Genomic DNA, 19,872 nt, shown 5'->3' with positions numbered 1-19,872 from the left:
TAAGTGGTCAAAAGTAAAGCAATTTCAGCCGAGAGAATGGAGCGAAAGCAGGTCAGTGAAAGCCCTGTAATATCTAAAGTGTGTCTGGTTCCACAAAATTCTTTTTCCGACTGTGGAAATGATGAATATGCATTTTCTGTTATCTTTGTCGAAAAACCTGGTGTAAATTATGGAGTAAGTCTCTCTTTTAGTCAGGAATTCCTTGATGTTATGGGCAAAAGGCGGAAGCATTTCAAGGCGGTTTATAACAACGAAATCGTCCAGCGCAAAGTATTGTTCAAGTTCAGGACTATCTAATATTTGTACAACGAAATCTGTTGCAACTTGGTCAGTTATAGCGTCGCTTCCTGCGGAACATCTGTATTTAAAAGGTTCTCCAACAAACAACATGACGTTTTGAAGATCAAAGGCCTCGGCAAATTCTGACATGTATTGTTCTACGGTGCTATCCTTGTCATGAAGAGCCATGTTGAACATCTTGACGATGACATCGCCATAGGAGTTATCTCTTTCGTTGATCTTTCGGGTATTTTGTTGCTTTTGTCTTATTTCTTCCAGAGTTCCGTGTTTCTCAGGCGTGTATATGATATATCTGTTTCGGCCTTTTTCCTTGGCAAGATACAGACAGTGATCGGTGAGTTCAAACAGATCATCGTAGTTATCTGCGTCATTAGGGAAAACTGCTGCACCTATAGAAACAGAAAGAGGATTGTCTTTGTCGATTCCCTTATCCGGGAATGTGGAGGTGACTTTGTTTTTAATAGCCCTGAGTTTAGCCCTTAGCTCTTTTTCTGAAGAGATATCGTATAGAACAACAAGGAACTCATCGCCTCCGAATCGCCCTGAAATACCATCGGTGTCGATCTCGTTTGATATGATGCTGGCAGTTCTTTTGATGACTTCATCACCAAACTGATGGCCAAAGGTGTCGTTTACTGATTTGAAAAAGTCAATATCAATGATCGCAAGGGCAGTGCCTTCAAGCCTTCTGTCGTCAATCCTTTCTTTGGCGATCCTCAGGATATCACTTTTATCAAGAAGCCCGGTCATTGAATCGTGCTTGATGCTGTTTATCTTTACAGCTCCGCTGCTTCTTAAAAGCTGAATATGACCAACTACGCCCTTGGTATCCTTGTCATAGAAAACAAAGGATTCATCCAGGACGGTATGTGTAACATCGGGATCATCATTTAAAAGATTTCCTTTTACGGTGGTAGTACTTCTGCCAACACCTGATTTAACCTTAGTGATAAAGCCTTTTACGCTGTCAATCTGTTCACCCTCTGCTCTGGAGAGCAGTATCTGTTCGAATTCTTCCGGAGAATAGAGCCTTGATTGGAAATCAGAAACTTCTGTATTGAAAACACTGATATTGTCCTCGCCCGGGGTATATACAAAGTAAACATCCTCGTACATATCCAGCTGAGCCTGGAATATATTTATGACTCTCATGAGGGAGCTGTGAGCATTTAAAAGATCTGCAGCATTCACAATAGTAAGCCTTATGAAGTTTTCGTTTTCTTTTGCCGCCTTCATGTAGGTGTAATACATGGTATGAGGGCAGATTATCTTACTGGGGTACCAGTTACCATCGCAGTTTTTGATGTTATTCTGATAGATTTCCATATCCTCCGGGGCTATCATTTCGTTCATGGGCTTAACTGCGTAGTTACCGAACTGGTCGTAGATCCAGGCATCTGCCGACACTATTTTCTGGTCTTTTTTTGAAATGACTATATCGTAAAAACTAACGTCCTTCATATGTCTTCCTCATCAAGAAATGTAGGCGCTAACTATATACAACAATCAAATAAACATAATAACGCAAAATATTAATCTTATTATATAACAAATAATGACATGGAAAAAGCATATATGAGTCGGGCTTTACTTTAAAGTTTTAGCGTGATAAAATATTTAAGCATGAAAGCATTATTAACGGAATATAGTTAATAGCAAATCAGATCAGTTGGAGGGACAGAAATGAACAAAAAAATCAGAACAGATGCTGTTGATCACTTGTTTGATGCAATACTCTGCCTGCAAAATAAAGAGGAGTGCTACAGCTTCTTCGAGGATCTGTGTACAGTAAATGAGCTTTTATCGCTCTCACAGAGATTTGAAGTTGCTTCAATGCTCAGAGATAAGAAGACATACCTTGAGATAGCTGAGAAGACCGGAGCTTCTACAGCGACAATCAGTAGAGTAAACAGATCTCTTAACTACGGAGATGACGGTTACGAGCTGGTATTTACCAGAATGCAGGACTGAGAAAAACACTGATATACAGAGGCTGTGCAGAATGAGAAATCATTTTCACAGCCTCTTTTAAATTTATAATAACAGGTTCTCAAATTATAAATTGAGGTTTCGATTTTGATATTTTTTTAATTTCCGGTTGAGTAGAATTGAGACTATCAACAGGAGGGAAAAGGAAATGAAAAAGAAATTTTTAAGCCTATTGTTATCCACAGTTATGGCGGGAACAATTCTCGCCGGTTGCGGTTCTGATGAGGGGGTTACATCAGATTCCACACCAGCAGCAACAAATGCTGCCACAGAGAGTGGCGCAGGGGAGTCAGAGAGTAAGGAGATTGAAAAGATCACAATGTATCTTCCCACATCAGGAAAGACCGATGATATCGCAACTGTCCTTGAGAAGGTCAATGAGATCACTACCGAGAAGATCGGTGTTGAGCTTGACATCAAGACCTATGAGATGGGTCAGTGGTTCCAGCAGTACTCACTTTTCCTCAGCGGAACAGAGGATGTGGATGTCCTCGTCAACTACGGCGGATATCTCAACGCTGTTTCCCAGGGAGCTGCATATGATCTGACAGATCTTCTTCCCGAGTACGGACAGGACATCATCGCTGCGGAGGGAGAATTCCTTAAGGGCGGCCAGGTTGAAGGCGTTCAGTATGCGATTCCGATCTATGCTTCTTATGCATGGAACATGGGTATCATCTACCGCAAGGATGTGGTGGAGGAACTCGGACTTCAGGATATGGTTGCAAATGTTAAGACCCTTGAGGACTGGGGCGAAGTGCTTGCAGCTGTAAAGGAAGCAAAGCCTGACATGACACCTTTTGTAACAAACAACGGCAACCAGGCAGCAAACTTCAACTATGGAACATGGGACACTCTCGGCAATGTATACGGAGTCCTTATGGATGGCGGCAAGACCAAAGATGTAGTAGACCTCTTTGAGACAGATGAGTATGCAGGGCTCTGCAATGTGATGCACAGCTGGTATGTAAACGGCTACACCAACAAGGATATCCAGACACAGACAGATTCCTTCACAGCTCTTACCAAGAACGATGCAGCATTTTCAACTCTTGGTCAGACAGATTTCAACACACCGTTCTATCAGTCAACTACCTGCCAGAAGGACATTGATGTAGTAATGCTCGGTGATCCGGTATCAAGAACATACAACAACGTAACATATACGGTTATGTCCAACTCTGAGCACCCTGAGGCTGCAGTTAAGTTCCTGAACCTCTGGTTCACAGATCCCGAGCTCGGAACACTTATCAAGTACGGTATTGAGGGAGTTCACTATCAGCTCGATGAAAACGGTATGGGATGTTACCTTGAGGGACAGAATCCTTCATCCTGCACATATCACCTCGGAAGCGCGATCAACAATACAAACGCGATCCGCTGGACCGGAGAGAACCCTGATTATTCTGAGCTTCTTTTAGAGAGCAACAACAATTCTCCCAAGTCAGTAGCACTTGGATTCTCTTTCAACACAGAGAACGTAACAAACGAGATCACACAGCTCGACAACGTATGCAGCAAATACCAGATCGGACTTGAGTGCGGAGCACTTGATCCGGAGACTGACCTTCCCAAGTTCATTGATGAACTTAAGAGTGCAGGACTCGACACAGTGATTGCAGAGAAGCAGGCACAGCTCGACGCTTTCCTTGCACAGTAAGAAACAGCTGAACAGAATAAACTGAGATTTAAGGGCGCAGATTACAGTGAAAGCTGTGCTGTGCCCTTTTTTTACCCAAAAACAGGTGCTTTTTAGATAGTACAGATGAGGTTTGAAAATGAAACAGAAAAATATATGGAAACAAATTAGAAAATATCTTCCATTCTATATAATGGCACTGCCGGCAGTTGTGTACTTTTTTATCAACAACTACATTCCGATGGGAGGGCTGATACTGGCCTTTGAGAAATACACTGTCAAAGGCGGAATATTTGGCAGCAAAAAAGTGGGATTTGATAATTTCAAATTCCTGTTTAAGAGTTCTGATGCCTGGATCATGACGAGAAATACCCTTCTTTATAACCTGGTGTTCATAATTCTGGGGACGGTTCTTGCGATTGTAGTAGCCTACCTTCTCCATGAACTTAAGAGCAATATGTCCAGAAAGGTCTATCAGACGCTCATTCTTTTCCCAAGTCTTCTGTCCATAATTATCGTATCTTACTTGGTAAATGCGATCCTCGCGGGAGACACAGGCTACATCAACATGCATATATTAAAGCCTATGGGGCTTGAGCCGATAGCCTTTTACAGTGAAAAGAAATGGTGGCCGTTCTTTCTGACTTTTGTGCATTTGTGGCAGATTACAGGAACTAACTGTATTTTGTACCTCGCGAATATGTCGGCTATTGATCCCGGACTTTACGAGGCTGCAAGCCTTGATGGTGCAGGCAGATGGCACTGCTTTACAAAGATCACGATTCCCTGCCTGATACCGACTATCATTACACTTACAATTCTTGCAGTAGGCAAGATATTCAACTCGGATTTTGGTCTGTTCTATCAGGTACCCCTTAACTCAGGCGCTATCGTAGATGTTACACAGACTATCGATACTTATGTTTACAGAGGACTTATGAACACAGCGAATATGGGAATGAGTGCAGCAGCGTGCTTCTATCAGTCGGTTGTGGGATTTGCCCTTGTTCTTATAACTAATGCTCTGGTTAAAAAGCTGAGCAAAGAAAACGCAATGTTCTGATTGGAGGCACGAAATGGTTAAGAAAGATACAGGTTTTCAGATTTTAGCCCATGTGGTAATGATCATCATGGGAATACTGGTGGTATTTCCGCTTGCCCTTCTTGTTATGTCCTCAATCACTGCAGAAGCTGATATAATGAAGTATGGGTATTCGATATTCCCCAAAAATTTTGATTTTACATCGTACAAATATATATTTGGTGAGGGAAGTATTTTCCACTCATATTTTATAACTATAATTGTTACGCTTATCGGTACTTTGATCAGTGTTGTTATTACAACCATGATCTCATACACACTTACAGTACCCGGCCTTCCGGGAAAAGGACTGCTGAGTTTTTACGTCCTTTTCACAATGCTCTTTTCCGGAGGACTTGTTCCAAGTTATATGATGTGGACCAGTATGTTCCATGTTAAAAACACAATTGTTGCACTGATCGTTCCTTTTATGCTCTGTAATGCATTCCACATCATGATCACAAGAACTTATTTTGCCAACAATATTCCAAAAGAGATTCTTGAGAGCGCAAGAATTGACGGAATGACTGAGTTTGGGATATTCTTTAAGATTGTACTGCCCCTTAGTACACCCATCATTGCAACAATCGGATTTATGAAGGCTCTTATGTACTGGAATGACTGGAAGAACAGCCTTTATTTCATAACAGATAAAGAATTTGTCGGTATTCAGGCGCTGCTCAACAACATGCTCACAAACGTGCAGTACCTTTCCCAGTCAGCAGATGCATCAAGCGTAGCAATGGAGAGCAATATCCCCACACTTGGAATTCGTATGGCAGTTGCGGTTGTAGGTATGATACCTATGGCTGTTCTCTATCCGTTCTTCCAGAAGTACTATATGAAGGGACTTACAGTTGGAGCGGTAAAAGGCTGATTTAAGAGGAGACTACGGTGAGAAAGACATCACTGCAGAGATGGTTAAGAAAATACTGGCTTGTTACGACGATCCTTTTTGTGTCGATGTTTTTGATCCTGCACACTGTTCTTGTAAGGAATATTACACTTCGGACAGAGAACGGGATCAGAAACAGTATAACCATCTCGGCGGTTGGTATAGAGAACTCTCTTCAGATGGTTGACGGCTTTGTAAATGAAGCGCTATACAGCGATTCGACACAATCCACTTCGCAGCTATACTACTCCCTGAAAAACGAAAAAGATCCGCTCTCGCTCTTAAGCGCAAGATCAGCGGTCCTTAAGTCACTTCAAAGTATCTGGACCTGGTCGGCAATGATAGATTACATTATGCTTTATACCGACAGGGAAGATGAATTTAAATGGCTTGAGGTCGGAGGAGATCAAGACATAAAGGTCAGAAACCAGATCAAGCAGACTCTGTCAGACTATCTTGAAGACGGAAATATGTCCGGGATAAAAAGATATATGATCTGGCCCAGTGATTATGGCAATCAGATGCTCAGAGTCCTTAAGGTAAACGGAAGTTACCTGGTGGTCGGAGTTTCTCAAAGAGAGATACTAAACACGCTGGGGAGGGCTTCTTTCGATGAGGAGAGCATCTCTTTTGCTGCAGATGAAAACGGGAATATTATATTCTCGTCGGCGCCTTTGGACTGCACAATAAATTCGGAGAATGAGGGAAGATATATAACCGTTAACGGGAAAAGATATCTTCAGACCGGATACGTTTCGGGGCAGGGAAATTACTATTTTGGCTCGCTTACGTTAAGGGCGGATATATTAAAAGACACGTTCACCTTTGATATGGTGTTCCTTATAGTTTCAATCTTAATAATGCTTCTCTTCCCTCTGTCCATAGTTCTTTTGCGGAAAAACATTGAAAAGCCCATCGAGACCATCTCGGATAAAATGAACGAGATATCAGAGGGAGATCTTGATGCCACGGTAGATGAGGAATTCTTTATAAAAGAGCTTGATGTTCTGGTGAGGGCTTTTAACCACATGAGCAGCAGGCTGGGGCAGCTTAAGATTGAGAAGTATGAGATGGAGCTTGAAGCACAGAAGGCTACAATGCAGTATCTTCAGCAGCAACTTAAGCCACACTTTTTTGCCAATGTTTTAAACATTATTTATTCGCTTGCAGAGCGCAAGGACTTTGAGACAATACAGAGATTATCAAAGGCTATAGTCAGTTACTCAAGGTATATGTTCCAGGATACAAGAGAACTGGTTGAGCTCAGCAGAGAGCTGGAGCAGCTTGGATACTACATGGAGATCCAGGAAATAAGGTATATGAAGCAAATCAGGATGGATATTGATATTCCTGATGAACTTTTAAGTGCGTTGGTGCCTCCTTTTATTATCCTGACCTTCGTTGAAAATGCCGTCAAATACGCATTTTCATCTCAGAAAAATTCTGTTATAGAAGTAAGAGCCAAAGCAGATGATGATAAGGAATACATGATGATCACAGTCCATGATAATGGAGCAGGATATCCTGATCATGTCCTTAATGCGGACCTTGAGGATGTAAGCGATGAGGGACATGTGGGCCTTACCAATATCATCAGAAGGCTTAGACTGATATATGCCGATAAGGCACAAATTGAACTTAAGAACGAAGATGGTGCATTTACCACCATCAGAATTCCGTGCATTACAATGAATGATAGTTTTGGGGATGATGACCTATGAAGAAATTTAACATCCTGTTGACAGATGACGAGGAACCGGCACTACTTGGCCTTGAAGAGGGCGTCAACTGGGAGAAACTGGACGTTGAAAAAATTTATAAGTGCCACAGCAAGGATACAGCAGTAAGAATGCTTAAGACGTATCCGATTGATATCCTGATAACCGATATTGAAATGCCAAACGGAAACGGCATTGAGCTGATCAGGTGGCTTAGGGAAAATAAGCCCGGAGTAAAGGCTGTGTTTTATACAGGGCATGCGGAATTTGCGTATGCTCAGGAGGCTCTGCGCCTCGGGGTAGAAGATTATCTTTTAAAACCTATTCCCTACGATGAGCTTGAGGAGATAATTTCCCGCATTGAGAAAAAGATCATTCTTGAGGAGAAATCTGTGGATTTCTCGGAACTTGCCGAGGATAGCGCGGTTGAATCACCTGAGAGCATTGTTGATACCGTTAAAAAGCTGATAGCTGAAAATCTCTCTGTGGGAAATCTACAGAGGGATGAACTTGCTGCCATGGTGCATGTCAGCAGCGGATATCTAGGAAGAATATTTAAGAAAGAAACCGGTCTGGCTATCAGTGACTACATAGTTAAAAAGAGAATTGCCGTTGCCAAGTAGCTTCTTTCAAAAACTTCGCTTTCGGTTACTGATGTGTCCAACAGAGTCGGATTTACCTACTCGTCATATTTTACCAAGACCTTCAAGGAACATACCGGAATGACACCACAGGAATTCAGGCAGCAGAACAAAATCTGATAAATGGGGAAATATATATGCTTGTTAAGACTAAATATGGAGAAATTGAGGGCATCCGTGAGAGAGGATGCATAGTTTATAAGGGAGTTCCTTATGCCAAGGCTCCCATCGGAGATTTAAGATTTAAAAAGCCTATAGAGCCTGATAAATGGCAGGGCGTATACAAGGCAGACCACTTCCGCGACAGGTCGTTGCAGGGACCTCAGAGAGGTGGTTTTTATTATAAGGAGTTTTACTCAAATCCTGAGTTTGATGTTCCGCAGAGTGAAGACAGCCTGTATTTGAATATATGGGTACCACAGAATGCAGATGCAGATTCAAAACTTCCTGTAGCTGTATATGTTCACGGAGGCGCTTTTCTTTCAGGTGCAGGCAGTAATCTTCCATTTGTCTGTGATAAACTTGTGCAGGAAAATGTTATCATAGTAACTTTAAACTACAGACTTGGAGCTCTGGGCTTTTTGTGTCACCCATATCTTGCTGTTAATGGAGAAAATGAAGCCGGCGGAAATTATGGACTTTGGGATCAGCTCATGGCTTTCAAATGGGTAAAAGAGAATATCGCATCTTTCGGAGGGAATCCGGATAAAATAACAGCTTTTGGACAGTCGGCAGGTGCGATGAGCCTTCAAGCGCTGGCTCTTTCGGGACGGCTTGAAGGACTTGTCAGTGGAATGATACTGCAGAGTGGAGGAGGTTATAAAAATCCTCTCGGGGAGCTTAGGACCCCTGATAAGGCAGCAGAGATCGCTGAGATGCTCTTTGAAGAGCTTGGAGCAGATGTCTCTGACAAAAGGGATGTGCTTGATAAGCTCATAAACACTCCCTCTGATGTTTTGATCGAGAAGATAGGTGCTACCATAGGCAGGAGTTTTCAGGAAAAGAAGGGAATGCCCGTTGTGCCTGTTTTGGACGGAGAACTTTTGACAGACAGTCTTGATAAGCTTACGGATGAGGGGCATTACCTAAAAATCCCATATATCCTTGGGTGCAACGGTGATGACATTACAACTGAGGGGAATGCGGAGAAAAGAGCTGATAACAATCCCATGCATCTTGCCAATATATCCTATGCAGGCAAAGTTTCGGACAATGGCGGAAAAGCTTATGTATACTATTTTGACCGTAAGATGCCCGGGGATGATGCAGGCTCTTTTCACTCTGCAGAGCTTTGGTATGTGTTCGGAAGCCTTGAATACTGCTGGAGACCTCTGGAAGAAAAAGACTATGCCCTATCCCGGGAGATGATCACGTACTGGACCGACTTTATTAAGTCAGGAGATCCCAATGCCTCAGGCAGGGAGGCACTTTGGAACTGTTATGAAGAAGCAGACGGTTTTGTAAAGAAATTTGAGTGAGGTGGAAATTGAGAAGGATAATAGAATTTAATGAAAACTGGGAATTTTATAAAGGAGATATGGAGCCAATCGGATCAGAGAATGACTCCTTTGAAAAGGTAAGCCTTCCTCATACCTATAATGCATTTGACGGACAGGATGGCGGCAATGATTATTATCAGGGAAGAGCATGGTACAGAAGAAAGTTTGCTTCAGACGATATACCTCAGGGATTTGGAGAAAATATTTATATCAGGTTTGGCGCAGCAAGCAAAAGAGCTGATGTGTATTTAAACGGCTCTCTTATCGGAAGCCATGACGGAGGATTTTCTGCATTTACATTAGATATGTCAGGTAAGATTAAGGATGGAGATAACGAGATTCTTGTAATGGTCGATAACAGTAAGGATCTTCCGATATATCCCATGTTTGCGGATTTTACTTTCTTTGGCGGACTCTACAGGGGTGTTCAGATAATCTGCTTTGACAACGGCGAGCACTTCAAAGTGGATGAATACGGCACAGATGCTCTTATGATCACTCCTTCTGAGGATACCGTTAAGGTCAGATTCATAGCCCTTGCCAAAGAGAAGACATGTACTGTTGCAATTTATGATGTGAACGGTGAGAATACTCAGAAAGTGGCAGAAAAGACCGTTAGCTGCAATGAGAGCGGACAACCGACAGAGGTAGAACTTACTGTTCCTTCTCCGCATCTGTGGAATGGTCTTTGTGATCCTCATCTTTATAAAGCAGTTGTCACAATGGACTTTGATGAAATCTCTTCTGATTTTGGCTTCAGGAGCTTTAATGTTGATGTTGAGAAAGGTTTTTTCCTCAATGGAAATTCATATCCCCTGAGAGGTGTGTGCAGACATCAGGACAGAGAAGATATGGGATGGGCCATCACTTCCAAAGAACATGACGAGGATATGGGGCTCATCAGGGAAATCGGAGCAAATACCGTAAGACTTGCGCATTATCAGCAGGCTCCGTATTTTTATGATCTCTGCGATAAAGAGGGACTGGTGGTATGGGCTGAGATTCCGTTCATAAGCGGATATGATAGCAGAAAAGAAGCTGATGAGAATCTTAGGAGCCAGCTAAAAGAGCTTATCGTGCAGAATTTTAATCACCCATCTATCTGTTTCTGGGGCGTTGCCAATGAGATCGGAATCGGCGGAGAAAACGAGGAGATGTATAGGATCCTGGCTGAGCTTAATGCTATTGCAAAAGAGATGGATCCTACACGACTTACCACCATCGCCAATGTAGGAATGACAAGCACTTCAAGTCCTCTTTTCCACAATACGGATATTGCGACATATAACGAGTACAAGGGATGGTACGAAGGTGGCCCTGATGATCACGGCATCTTTGCCGATGAAAAGCATGGTGAACTGAAAGATATTGCTCTTGGCATCAGTGAATATGGAGCAGAAGCAGTGATGAGCTGGCACAGTGCAGAACCCAAGGTCAAGGATTACACTGAGGAATACCAGGCCCTGGTGCATGAAAAGGCTATTGAAGCTTTTGGAAAAAGAGATTATCTTTGGGGCACATGGCTCTGGAATATGTTTGACTTTGCTGCGGACAACAGGGATGAAGGCGGATGCAAGGGCAGAAATAACAAGGGCCTTGTAACCTATGACAGGAAGGTAAAAAAGCAGGCATTCTATCTTTACAAGGCGCTTTGGACTAAGGAACCTTTCATCTATGTATGTGGAAAGAGGTTTACAAAACGCTATGAAGAGAAGGTGAGTGTCAAGGCATACAGTAACCTCAAGGAGCTTTCTCTTTTTGTGAACGGAGAATGCATGCAGACATTGAGGGGGGAGACATGCTTTGTATTTGAGCCTGTTGAGCTGTCTGGCGGAGCAAACACTGTTTTGGTAAGTGGAAATGGTCTTGAAGATAGTGTGATATTTGAGAAGGTGGAGAGCATTCCTTCAGAGTATGTTTACAAGGAGGAAAAGAACCTTTCGGAGGCAGTTACGCAGTGGTTTGCTTCAGTGACAAACGGTGCACAGGAGACTGCTGTAAAAGAATTGGTGGTCAATGAAGGATATCTTTCTGTATATGATCCTCTGGAAGAGGTTTACAGATATCCGGAGGGCTTTGACACAATTCGGGAACTGGTGGCAAAGCCCATGTCGCTTATAAATCCTTCCATGGCAGATCGCATGAAGACAGGAGGGGCTATGAGCTTCCACAGTATTTGGAATCATATATCCAAGATGTTCCCGGATGATCTGATCTATATGGTTAATGAAAGACTGAACAAAATTAAGAAAGAGGAGCCTTAAGGTTCCTCTTTTCTCTTATTTGTTTTCTTCTTTGTTTTCTTCTTTATTCTCTTCTTTGTTTTCGTCTTTCTTTTCTTCTGTGGTTTCTTCAGAAGACTTGTCGGCAACCGCGCGCTCTTTTGCAATTGCTGCAGAGCTCTTGTCGATGGATGTCATCTCGCAATTTCCATGGAATACTGCGTTCTCATCAATGATGATTCCCTTGCAGGTAACATCGCCGATAACCTTACCGGTATCGCTGATCTCAACCTTGCCCTGAGGAGCGGATACATTACCTGTGATCTCGCCTGCAACATAGGCATTCATTGCTGAAACCGTTCCGGTGATCTTGCCTTCCTGACCCACGATGAGAGCACCACTAATGGTCACGTTGCCGTTTACTGTACCGTCGATTCTGGTTGAATCTTTGGTTGTAAGCGGACCGTCAAGGATTGCTCCGGGACCAATGATGGTTCCCACCTGTTCTAAAGCAGGATCTACACTGTTGTCTTTTTTGCTTCCAAACATGATATTTCCTCCGTTTGATATTCGGGCCATTACCCGTTGATTTCTGTTAGTTCTTCCGGGTTGATATATTGTTCATTCTGCTGTATCTGATAGCCGAGTGTTGTGTTGTCTTCAGATATAACGAAGATAATATCACCCTTATCTATGGCAGATCCTTCTGTGACAAGAGGATCGCCCATATTTCTGTAAATTGAGATATAACCGTTGCCGTGGTCGATGGTGACCATGTTACCGAACTTTACATCTGTGGTAACGGTCTGTACTGTTCCGGAGCCTGCTGCGATGACGCTGTTACCGGCAGCGGAATCAAATAGTACCAGCGGATTGCCTGTGGCTGTGTCCTTGTTGTCCTCGGTGATCTTGGTGACCTTGGTCTCGTTTGGATCATCCACAGCGGGAGTCATAGATGCAGTTCCTGTTAAAGGGAATCCTGTAGGAATTGCCAGTGTCTCTGCTTCTTCCGCTGAAATCTGCTCATCCTCAAGCCTTTGGTTGAGGGCTGCCGAAAGCTGCTGAACCTTGGTCTCGAGTTCTCCGTTTGAGGCCTCCAGGGTTGCGCTCTCAGTTGTCAGCTCATCAATCTGTGCCTTCTGTTCAAGTTCAATGGAACGAAGATGGTTTATGGTGATGGCAGAGTAGATTATATAACAGATAATAACCAGCGCTATACCAAAGGCTGTGTAAGCCAGCAGCTGTGTCCTGAAGTGGTTCAGATGGAGTCTCTTGGTACTGCCATCAGAGTCACCGGATATGACCATGAAGGTATAGTGTCTCTTATGTCTGTGTTTTCTGGGCTTTTTTTCTGTGCTCATATAAACCTCCGACTTAACACTTTATTTTAACACGTATGATAGGTTTTGCGCAACCAAAAAGCCCGAGCGCGTCAAACGCGCTCAGGCTCTCCGGTTTTGATTTTTAGTTGTATTTAAGAAGGTTTTTAACCGAGAATAGCTTCTACAGTGTATTCCTTAACACCTTCCTCGTAAGGAATGATGTTGCCCTCAACTTCCTTGCCATTTACAGTGAGCTTGGAGATGCCCTTCTGAGCACCGTTCTGCTTAACAGAAATGTTGTAGGTTGCTCCGCGGAACTTTCTGGTGAGAGTAAAGTCACCGAAGTCCTCGGGTACACAAGGATTGATGGAAAGTCCCTTGTGAGTAGGGTAAACACCAAGGATGTACTGTGAGATGTTTACAAAGGTCCATGCAGCTGTACCTGTAAGCCAGCTGTTCTTGCCCTGTCCGTGGAACTTAGCGTCTCTTCCTGCAACCATCTGTGAATATACATAAGGCTCTGTGCAGTGGATATCGCTGATCTCCTCAACGTATGCAGGACATGTCTTCTTGTAGATATCGAAAGCTCTGTTTCCGTGTCCGAGAACGGTCTCAGCGATTGAAACCCAAGGATTGTTGTGGCAGAAGATTCCGGCGTTCTCCTTGTATCCCGGTGGATATGAGCTGACTTCTCCGAGCTCTAAGTGGTACTTGGTATATGCAGGCTGAAGGATCATGATTCCGTACTTGGTATCAAGTCTCTCCTCAACGCTCTTAAGTGCCTTTTCAGCAAGACCTTCCTTAACACCGATTCCTGCAAGAACGCAGAAGCCCTGAGGCTCGATGTAGATCTGGCCCTCTTCGCACTCTTTTGATCCAACCTTGTTGGAGTTTGCATCGTAAGCACGAACGAACCACTCGCCGTCCCAGCCGGCTGTTGTTGCTGCATCGTAAACTTTCTTGATCTCAGCTCTTGCGCGCTCAGCCTCGGCTGTATCGCCCTTGAGCTCTGCAAGCTCTGCATACTCTTCACCGTACTTAACAAACATTCCGGCGATGAATACTGACTCTGCAACAGGTCCCTCAGAAGGTCCGAAGGTCTGGAAAGACTCACCCGGATGCTCTGAGAAGCAGTTGAGGTTCAGACAGTCGTTCCAGTCAGCACGTCCGATAAGTGGAAGACCATGAGGTCCCTTGTGTGTTGCTGTGAAATCGAATGAGCACTTAAGGTGTCCCATAAGGGTCTTGGCTACGCTCATATCATTATCGAAAGGAACCATTTCATCAAGGATTGAAAGGTCGCCTGTCTCTCTTATATATGCGCTTGTTCCGGCAATGAGCCACAGAGGATCGTCATTGAAGCCTGATCCGATATCTGAGTTACCCTTCTTGGTAAGTGGCTGATACTGGTGGTATGCGCTACCATCCTGGAACTGAGTAGAAGCGATATCAATGATACGCTGTCTTGCTCTGTCGGGAATAAGGTGAACGAATCCGAGAAGATCCTGGCAGGAATCTCTGAATCCCATTCCACGGCCGATACCTGACTCATAGTAGGAAGCAGATCTTGACATGTTGAATGTAACCATGCACTGATACTGATTCCAGATATTAACCATGCGGTCAACCTTCTCATTGTTGGAAGATACATGGTAGATTGAAAGGAGTTCGCTCCAGTATTTCTTAAGTTCTGCAAGAGCTGCATCTACAGCTGCCTCGTTGTTGTACTTGGCAAGCATTGCAACTGCCGGCTTCTTGTTGACAACAGAAGGAGCTTCCCACTTGTCATCCTCAGGATTCTCAATGTATCCGAGAGTGAATACGAAGGTCTTGGACTCGCCGGGCTTAAGAGATACGTTGATCTGATGAGCTGCGATAGGAGACCATCCGCTTGCCATGGAGTTTGTGCACTTGCCGGCTGCAACAGCATCAGGACTGTCAGGTCCGTTGTATGCTCCAAGGAAGTCGTCACGGCTTGTGTCAAATCCGTCAACCTTGGTGTTTACGCCGTAGATTGCGTAGTGATTACGACGCTCTCTGTACTCTGTCTTGTGATAGATAACACTTCCACCGTCTGTGACCTCAACTTCACCGGTTGAAAGGTTTCTCTGGAAGTTCTTCATATCATCATCTGCGTTCCACAGACACCACTCTACATATGAAAAGAGGGTTATGTTGGCATCGCTGCTCTTCTTATTAGTAAGAGTTACCTTTGAAACCTCGCAGTTATCGTCCATCGGAACAAAGGTGAGAACCTTAGCCTCGATATCGTTCTTGGTTGAAACCCATGTGCTGTAGCCAAGACCGTGTCTGCACTCATAGCTGTCCAGAGTGGTCTTTACAGGCTGCCATCCGGGATTCCAAATGGTATCGCCGTCTTTAATAAAGAAGTACTTACCGTTGTTATCATAAGGAACGTTGTTGTAACGATACCTTGTAAGACGAAGGAGCTTGGCATCCTTATAGAATGTATATCCTCCGCAGGTATTGGAGATGAGTGAAAAGAACTCTTTGTTGCCCAGATAGTTGATCCATGGAAGTGGAGTCTTGGGCGTAGTTATTACGTATTCGAGAGCATTGTCGTCAAAATAACCGTACTTCATTGGTAACCTCCTGTTAACTTAAACGTTTTCGATAAAATTCTAGGTGTATTATATATGTAAATGTACATGATTTCAATACAAATTTCAACTTTTTTTAATCTGGTGCAAAGCGCATAAATACTAGGTTTACGTTTACTTATGCGTGTAAGTTTTTACAAAGCCGCATGGATAGTGCATTTGTTTCGAAAACGTTTAAAAGAAATATGAACAAATTATGGACAAACTTAGAAAAATATATGAAATGACGCTTACAAATTTGTAAAAGACTCACAAAAATATCAAAATTGCACAAAAACTAAAAAACTCAACTTGATTTTAGAGTAATTTCGTTGTATATTGAAACTACGAAAACGATTAAGTGAGAAACGTGAGATAAACAGATGGCTAGACGTATTGTTTCATTGAAAGACATATCGAAGGCCTGTGGAGTGTCAATAGCAACTGTTTCCAAAGCGCTTAACGATCACAGCGATATTAGTAAGGAAACGAAGGAAAGAGTAAGGGAGATAGCTGATAAGCTTGGGTATCACCCCAATGCAGCTGCTCAGGCACTTAAGACAAACAGGTCAAATAATATCGGAGTGCTCTTTGTAGACGAAGCCAACAGTGGACTTACCCACGACTACTTCTCACATGTGCTCGACAGCTTTAAGAAAAAGGCTGAGCAGGAAGGTTTCGATATTACCTTTATTAATGGAGACAGATCCAGAACCAACAAGATGAGTTATCTGTCCCATGCAATTTACAGAGGCTTCGACGGAGTGGTCATTGCCTGTGTAGAGTTTTCGGACCCGGAAGTGGATGAACTTATTAAGAGTAACATCCCGGTGGTCACAATAGACCACACTTTCTACAACAGAATAGCAATTGTCTCTGACAATATTAAGGGAATAAGAGATCTTGTTACTTATATATATGAACAGGGACATCGTAAGATAGCATACGTACACGGACTCGAGAACACAGCAGTTACTCAGTCACGACTCACAAGTTTTTACAATACTCTCCAGGATCTGGGAGTACCGGTAAGAGATGAGTACATGGTATCAAGCCCGTACAGAAATACAGAGAAAGCTTTTGAAGCTACTACCAAACTTTTGGAACTGCCTGATCCGCCAACATGCATTATGTATTCAGATGATTTTGCAGCCTTCGGCGGAATGAATGCCATAAGACAAAAGGGACTTAAGATTCCGGAGGATATATCCGTTGCAGGATACGATGGAATAGAGCTTGCAAGAAGAATAAGTCCTCTTATGACAACAATAGTTCAGGACACAGACAGGATAGGAAGAGTTGCAGCAAGCAAACTCATAGATCTTATCAATAATCCAAAGGGAACACTTATCGAACAGATAGTGGTAGAAGGAACCTTGGAAAAGGGCGAGTCAGTCGCCAATATTAACCCGGTTTAAAATGGCCATAGCCGTTTTAAATATAACTCAAAATTCTTTTAAGAGAAAAGGGAGGTAAAAGTAGTTATGAGAAAGAAAATACTTGGCGTATTACTTTCAACAACAATGGTAGCTGGTATGCTTTCAGCTTGCGGATCTGCAGCAGAAGCTCCTGCAGCTACTGAGACACCTGCAGCAACAGAGGCACCTGCAGCTGAGGCACCTGCAGCAGATGCAGCAGCAGAAGCACCTGCAGCTGATGCAGCAGCAGAGACACCTGCAGCTGATGAGGGCAAGGTTCTCAACATTTCAGCTTGGAACGAGGAGTTCAAGAGCCGTCTTACAGATCACTATCCTGGATATGAGGTAGTTGATGGAACAACAGGTAAGATCGGTGATGTAACAGTTAACTGGCTGATCACTCCTAACGAGGAGAACGCTTACCAGAACAGACTTGATGAGCTTCTTCTTGCACAGGATAGCGCTGCAGCAGATGACAAGGTTGACCTTTTCCTTGTAGAGGCTGACTATGCAGTTAAGTACACAGACACAGATTACACAATGCCTATTAAGGATCTTGGAATCACAGATGATGAGCTCAAGGATCAGTACACATACACACAGGATGTTGTTACAGATTCTAACGGCGTTCTTAAGGGAACATCATGGCAGGGCTGCCCTGGTGTTATGATCTACAACAGAGAGATCGCTAAGGAAGTATTCGGAACAGATGAGCCTGCAGAGATCCAGGCTAAGTTCTCAGATTGGGATAAGTTCTTCGAGTCAGCCGGTGAGCTTGACAAGGCTGGTTACGATGTAATCTCTTCAACAGCTGATACATTCCGTGTATATCAGAACAACGCTAAGCTTCCTTGGGTTAACGGAACACAGATCCAGGTTGATGACAACCTTAAGAAGTGGGTTGAGGATTCTAAGAAGCTTGCAGATGCTGGCTACTGCAACACATGGGGCCAGTGGGGTGAGGACTGGAACAAGGGATTCTATCCTGAAGGAAAGGTATTCGCTTACTTTGGACCAGCTTGGCTGATCGACTTCTGTATGGCAGCTGACGTAGATGGCTCAGTAGCTCACGATGGTGGCTGGGCAGCTACAGAGGGACCTCAGGGCTTCTACTGGGGCGGAACATGGATCTGTGCAGCAGCTGGAACAGATAACCCATCACTCGTTGCTGATATCATGAGAAAGATGACAATGGATCCTGCAGTTATGAAGGACATCGTTCTTAAGGACAATGACTTCGTAAACAACAGACCTGTTATGGAAGAGCTTGCAAACGATCCTTCTTACCAGAACGCAGTTCTTGGTGGACAGAACCCTCTTAAGATGTTCTGTGCAGGCGCTGACAACATCGACATGGCTAACCTTACAGCTTATGACCAGGGACTTCTTGGTGACTTCCAGACAGCTATGGGCGACTACATCAACGGCAACTATGCTACATATGATGAGGCTCTTGAGCAGTTCTACACACTTGCACTTCAGAGATATCCTGAGCTTACAAGATAATTTCTGCATAAGTGTCAGTATTTCAAAAATAAGTTGCCTGCCGGGTTATCCGGCAGGCAATTTCTTAAAAATCCAAGGGTAAAGAGTAAAATATTTGCGGAGGTAAGGGTATGGACAAAAATAAGTCCACTAAAGCCAATCATAACGTGGTTAAGTTTAACCGCTGGGGATATATTTTCCTTATACCATTCTTTGTTACATATATCATCTTCAGCCTTATTCCACTGTTTTCAACTATATATAACAGTTTCTTTGAGAACTATCGTTCCGGACTTAAGCAGATCGGACCTAACTTTGTTGGTGGTGCCAACTATGTTAACCTGCTTACCACACCGGAGATTTGGAAATACTTAGGTAACACACTCATCATGTGGGTTGGTGGTTTCATCCCACAGATCGTTATAGCTCTTTTACTGGCTTACTGGTTCTCAGATCCTTCACTCAGACTTAAAGGTCAGAGATTCTTTAAGACAGTTATCTACATGCCTAACCTGATCATGGCATCAGCGTTTTCAATGCTGTTCTTTGCATTGTTCTCAGACAGCGGCCCTGTAAACCAGATTCTTTTGAGTCTCGGTGCTATAAAAGAGCCTTTCAAGTTCTTCCAGTTTGTGGGTGCTTCAAGAATTCTTGTTATGCTCATGAACTTCCTGATGTGGTTCGGTAATACAACCATCCTCCTTATGGCAGGTATGCTTGGTATCGACTCATCACTTTATGAAGCTGCTCAGGTTGACGGAGCTACAGCTTCACAGGTATTCTTCAAGATCACAATGCCTATTCTCCGTCCTATATTCATCTACGTGCTGATCACATCTCTTATCGGTGGTCTGCAGATGTTCGATGTTCCTCAGATCTTGACAAACGGTCGTGGTAATCCTATGGATGCCCTTACCACAGTAATCATGCTCCTTAACAGATATCTTACAAGTAAGGACGTAGGCCGTGGTGGTGCTTTGTCAGTATTCTTGTTTGTTGTAACCGGTATTCTGAGCCTTGTAGTATTCAGAATTAACAGTTCAAAAGAAAAGAATTAAGGAGG

At 43.4% G+C, this 19,872-nt stretch carries 15 protein-coding genes and 1 pseudogene; 12 read left to right on the top strand and 4 right to left on the bottom strand.

Going from position 1 to position 19,872, the window contains the following annotated elements; translation table 11 throughout:
* Positions 1-24: 24 nt before the first annotated feature.
* Positions 25-1,761 (bottom strand): GGDEF domain-containing protein, encoded by a 1,737-nt coding sequence (locus G632_RS0112495; protein WP_022769615.1) that lies wholly within the window; start codon positions 1,759-1,761, stop codon positions 25-27.
* A gap of 222 nt (positions 1,762-1,983) precedes the next feature.
* On the opposite strand from G632_RS0112495, the gene G632_RS0112490 reads away from it, so the two are divergent.
* From G632_RS0112490 to G632_RS0112455, 9 genes and pseudogenes are all read left to right on the top strand, one after another.
* Positions 1,984-2,271 carry a YerC/YecD family TrpR-related protein gene (locus G632_RS0112490; protein ID WP_022765063.1) on the top strand — a complete coding sequence of 96 codons (288 nt, stop codon included), beginning with the start codon at positions 1,984-1,986 and terminating at the stop codon, positions 2,269-2,271.
* Between the two features lie 166 nt (positions 2,272-2,437).
* The gene (locus G632_RS21330) at positions 2,438-3,949 is read left to right on the top strand and encodes an ABC transporter substrate-binding protein (RefSeq protein WP_022769613.1); all 1,512 of its coding nucleotides are present in this window, start codon (positions 2,438-2,440) and stop codon (positions 3,947-3,949) included.
* A gap of 118 nt (positions 3,950-4,067) precedes the next feature.
* The gene (locus tag G632_RS0112480; protein ID WP_022769612.1) at positions 4,068-4,991 is read left to right on the top strand and encodes an ABC transporter permease; all 924 of its coding nucleotides are present in this window, start codon (positions 4,068-4,070) and stop codon (positions 4,989-4,991) included.
* 13 nt (positions 4,992-5,004) lie between these two features.
* A complete protein-coding gene (locus tag G632_RS0112475; protein WP_022769611.1) occupies positions 5,005-5,886 on the top strand; it encodes a carbohydrate ABC transporter permease in 882 nt (293 codons plus the stop codon).
* A gap of 17 nt (positions 5,887-5,903) precedes the next feature.
* A complete protein-coding gene (locus tag G632_RS0112470) occupies positions 5,904-7,625 on the top strand; it encodes a sensor histidine kinase (RefSeq protein ID WP_022769609.1) in 1,722 nt (573 codons plus the stop codon).
* Positions 7,622-8,245 carry a response regulator transcription factor gene (locus tag G632_RS0112465; protein ID WP_022769608.1) on the top strand — a complete coding sequence of 208 codons (624 nt, stop codon included), beginning with the start codon at positions 7,622-7,624 and terminating at the stop codon, positions 8,243-8,245. The genes G632_RS0112470 and G632_RS0112465 overlap by 4 nt, the downstream gene beginning before the upstream one ends.
* Positions 8,246-8,257: 12 nt before the next feature.
* Positions 8,258-8,383: pseudogene (locus tag G632_RS22685) on the top strand (helix-turn-helix domain-containing protein); the annotation flags it as partial.
* A 17-nt stretch (positions 8,384-8,400) separates the two neighbouring features.
* On the top strand, positions 8,401-9,741 hold the full coding sequence (locus G632_RS0112460; protein ID WP_022769607.1) for a carboxylesterase/lipase family protein: 1,341 nt from the start codon (positions 8,401-8,403) through the stop codon (positions 9,739-9,741).
* Between the two features lie 8 nt (positions 9,742-9,749).
* Complete coding sequence (locus G632_RS0112455; RefSeq protein ID WP_022769605.1) at positions 9,750-12,026, top strand: glycoside hydrolase family 2 protein; 2,277 nt, start codon at positions 9,750-9,752, stop codon at positions 12,024-12,026.
* Between the two features lie 15 nt (positions 12,027-12,041).
* On the opposite strand, the gene G632_RS19985 is transcribed toward G632_RS0112455, so the two are convergent.
* From G632_RS19985 to G632_RS0112440, 3 genes are all read right to left on the bottom strand, one after another.
* A complete protein-coding gene (locus tag G632_RS19985; protein WP_022769604.1) occupies positions 12,042-12,533 on the bottom strand; it encodes a bactofilin family protein in 492 nt (163 codons plus the stop codon).
* Positions 12,534-12,562: 29 nt separating this feature from the next.
* Positions 12,563-13,345: a murein hydrolase activator EnvC family protein gene (locus tag G632_RS0112445; protein ID WP_022769602.1), complete on the bottom strand. Its 783-nt coding sequence runs from the start codon at positions 13,343-13,345 to the stop codon at positions 12,563-12,565.
* Between the two features lie 125 nt (positions 13,346-13,470).
* Positions 13,471-15,909: a GH36-type glycosyl hydrolase domain-containing protein gene (locus G632_RS0112440; protein ID WP_022769601.1), complete on the bottom strand. Its 2,439-nt coding sequence runs from the start codon at positions 15,907-15,909 to the stop codon at positions 13,471-13,473.
* Positions 15,910-16,301: 392 nt separating this feature from the next.
* On the opposite strand from G632_RS0112440, the gene G632_RS0112435 reads away from it, so the two are divergent.
* From G632_RS0112435 to G632_RS0112425, 3 genes are all read left to right on the top strand, one after another.
* Complete coding sequence (locus tag G632_RS0112435; RefSeq protein ID WP_026512569.1) at positions 16,302-17,324, top strand: LacI family DNA-binding transcriptional regulator; 1,023 nt, start codon at positions 16,302-16,304, stop codon at positions 17,322-17,324.
* Positions 17,325-17,390: 66 nt separating this feature from the next.
* Positions 17,391-18,830 carry an ABC transporter substrate-binding protein gene (locus G632_RS0112430; protein ID WP_022769598.1) on the top strand — a complete coding sequence of 480 codons (1,440 nt, stop codon included), beginning with the start codon at positions 17,391-17,393 and terminating at the stop codon, positions 18,828-18,830.
* 110 nt (positions 18,831-18,940) lie between these two features.
* A complete protein-coding gene (locus G632_RS0112425; RefSeq protein WP_022769597.1) occupies positions 18,941-19,867 on the top strand; it encodes a carbohydrate ABC transporter permease in 927 nt (308 codons plus the stop codon).
* Positions 19,868-19,872 lie beyond the last annotated feature (5 nt).

The sequence above is a fragment of the Butyrivibrio sp. NC2007 genome (genome assembly GCF_000421405.1).
GTDB lineage: Bacteria > Bacillota > Clostridia > Lachnospirales > Lachnospiraceae > Butyrivibrio.
The sequence above is the reverse complement of the archived record's forward strand: the minus strand, read 5'-3'. Positions and strand labels throughout refer to the sequence as shown.

Coding starts and splice junctions, on each gene's coding strand:
- G632_RS0112495 (WP_022769615.1), bottom strand. CDS start 1,761: ATGAAGGACGTTAGTTTTTACGATATAGTCATTTCAAAAAAAGACCAG.
- G632_RS0112490 (WP_022765063.1), top strand. CDS start 1,984: ATGAACAAAAAAATCAGAACAGATGCTGTTGATCACTTGTTTGATGCA.
- G632_RS21330 (WP_022769613.1), top strand. CDS start 2,438: ATGAAAAAGAAATTTTTAAGCCTATTGTTATCCACAGTTATGGCGGGA.
- G632_RS0112480 (WP_022769612.1), top strand. CDS start 4,068: ATGAAACAGAAAAATATATGGAAACAAATTAGAAAATATCTTCCATTC.
- G632_RS0112475 (WP_022769611.1), top strand. CDS start 5,005: ATGGTTAAGAAAGATACAGGTTTTCAGATTTTAGCCCATGTGGTAATG.
- G632_RS0112465 (WP_022769608.1), top strand. CDS start 7,622: ATGAAGAAATTTAACATCCTGTTGACAGATGACGAGGAACCGGCACTA.
- G632_RS0112460 (WP_022769607.1), top strand. CDS start 8,401: ATGCTTGTTAAGACTAAATATGGAGAAATTGAGGGCATCCGTGAGAGA.
- G632_RS19985 (WP_022769604.1), bottom strand. CDS start 12,533: ATGTTTGGAAGCAAAAAAGACAACAGTGTAGATCCTGCTTTAGAACAG.
- G632_RS0112445 (WP_022769602.1), bottom strand. CDS start 13,345: ATGAGCACAGAAAAAAAGCCCAGAAAACACAGACATAAGAGACACTAT.
- G632_RS0112440 (WP_022769601.1), bottom strand. CDS start 15,909: ATGAAGTACGGTTATTTTGACGACAATGCTCTCGAATACGTAATAACT.
- G632_RS0112430 (WP_022769598.1), top strand. CDS start 17,391: ATGAGAAAGAAAATACTTGGCGTATTACTTTCAACAACAATGGTAGCT.
- G632_RS0112425 (WP_022769597.1), top strand. CDS start 18,941: ATGGACAAAAATAAGTCCACTAAAGCCAATCATAACGTGGTTAAGTTT.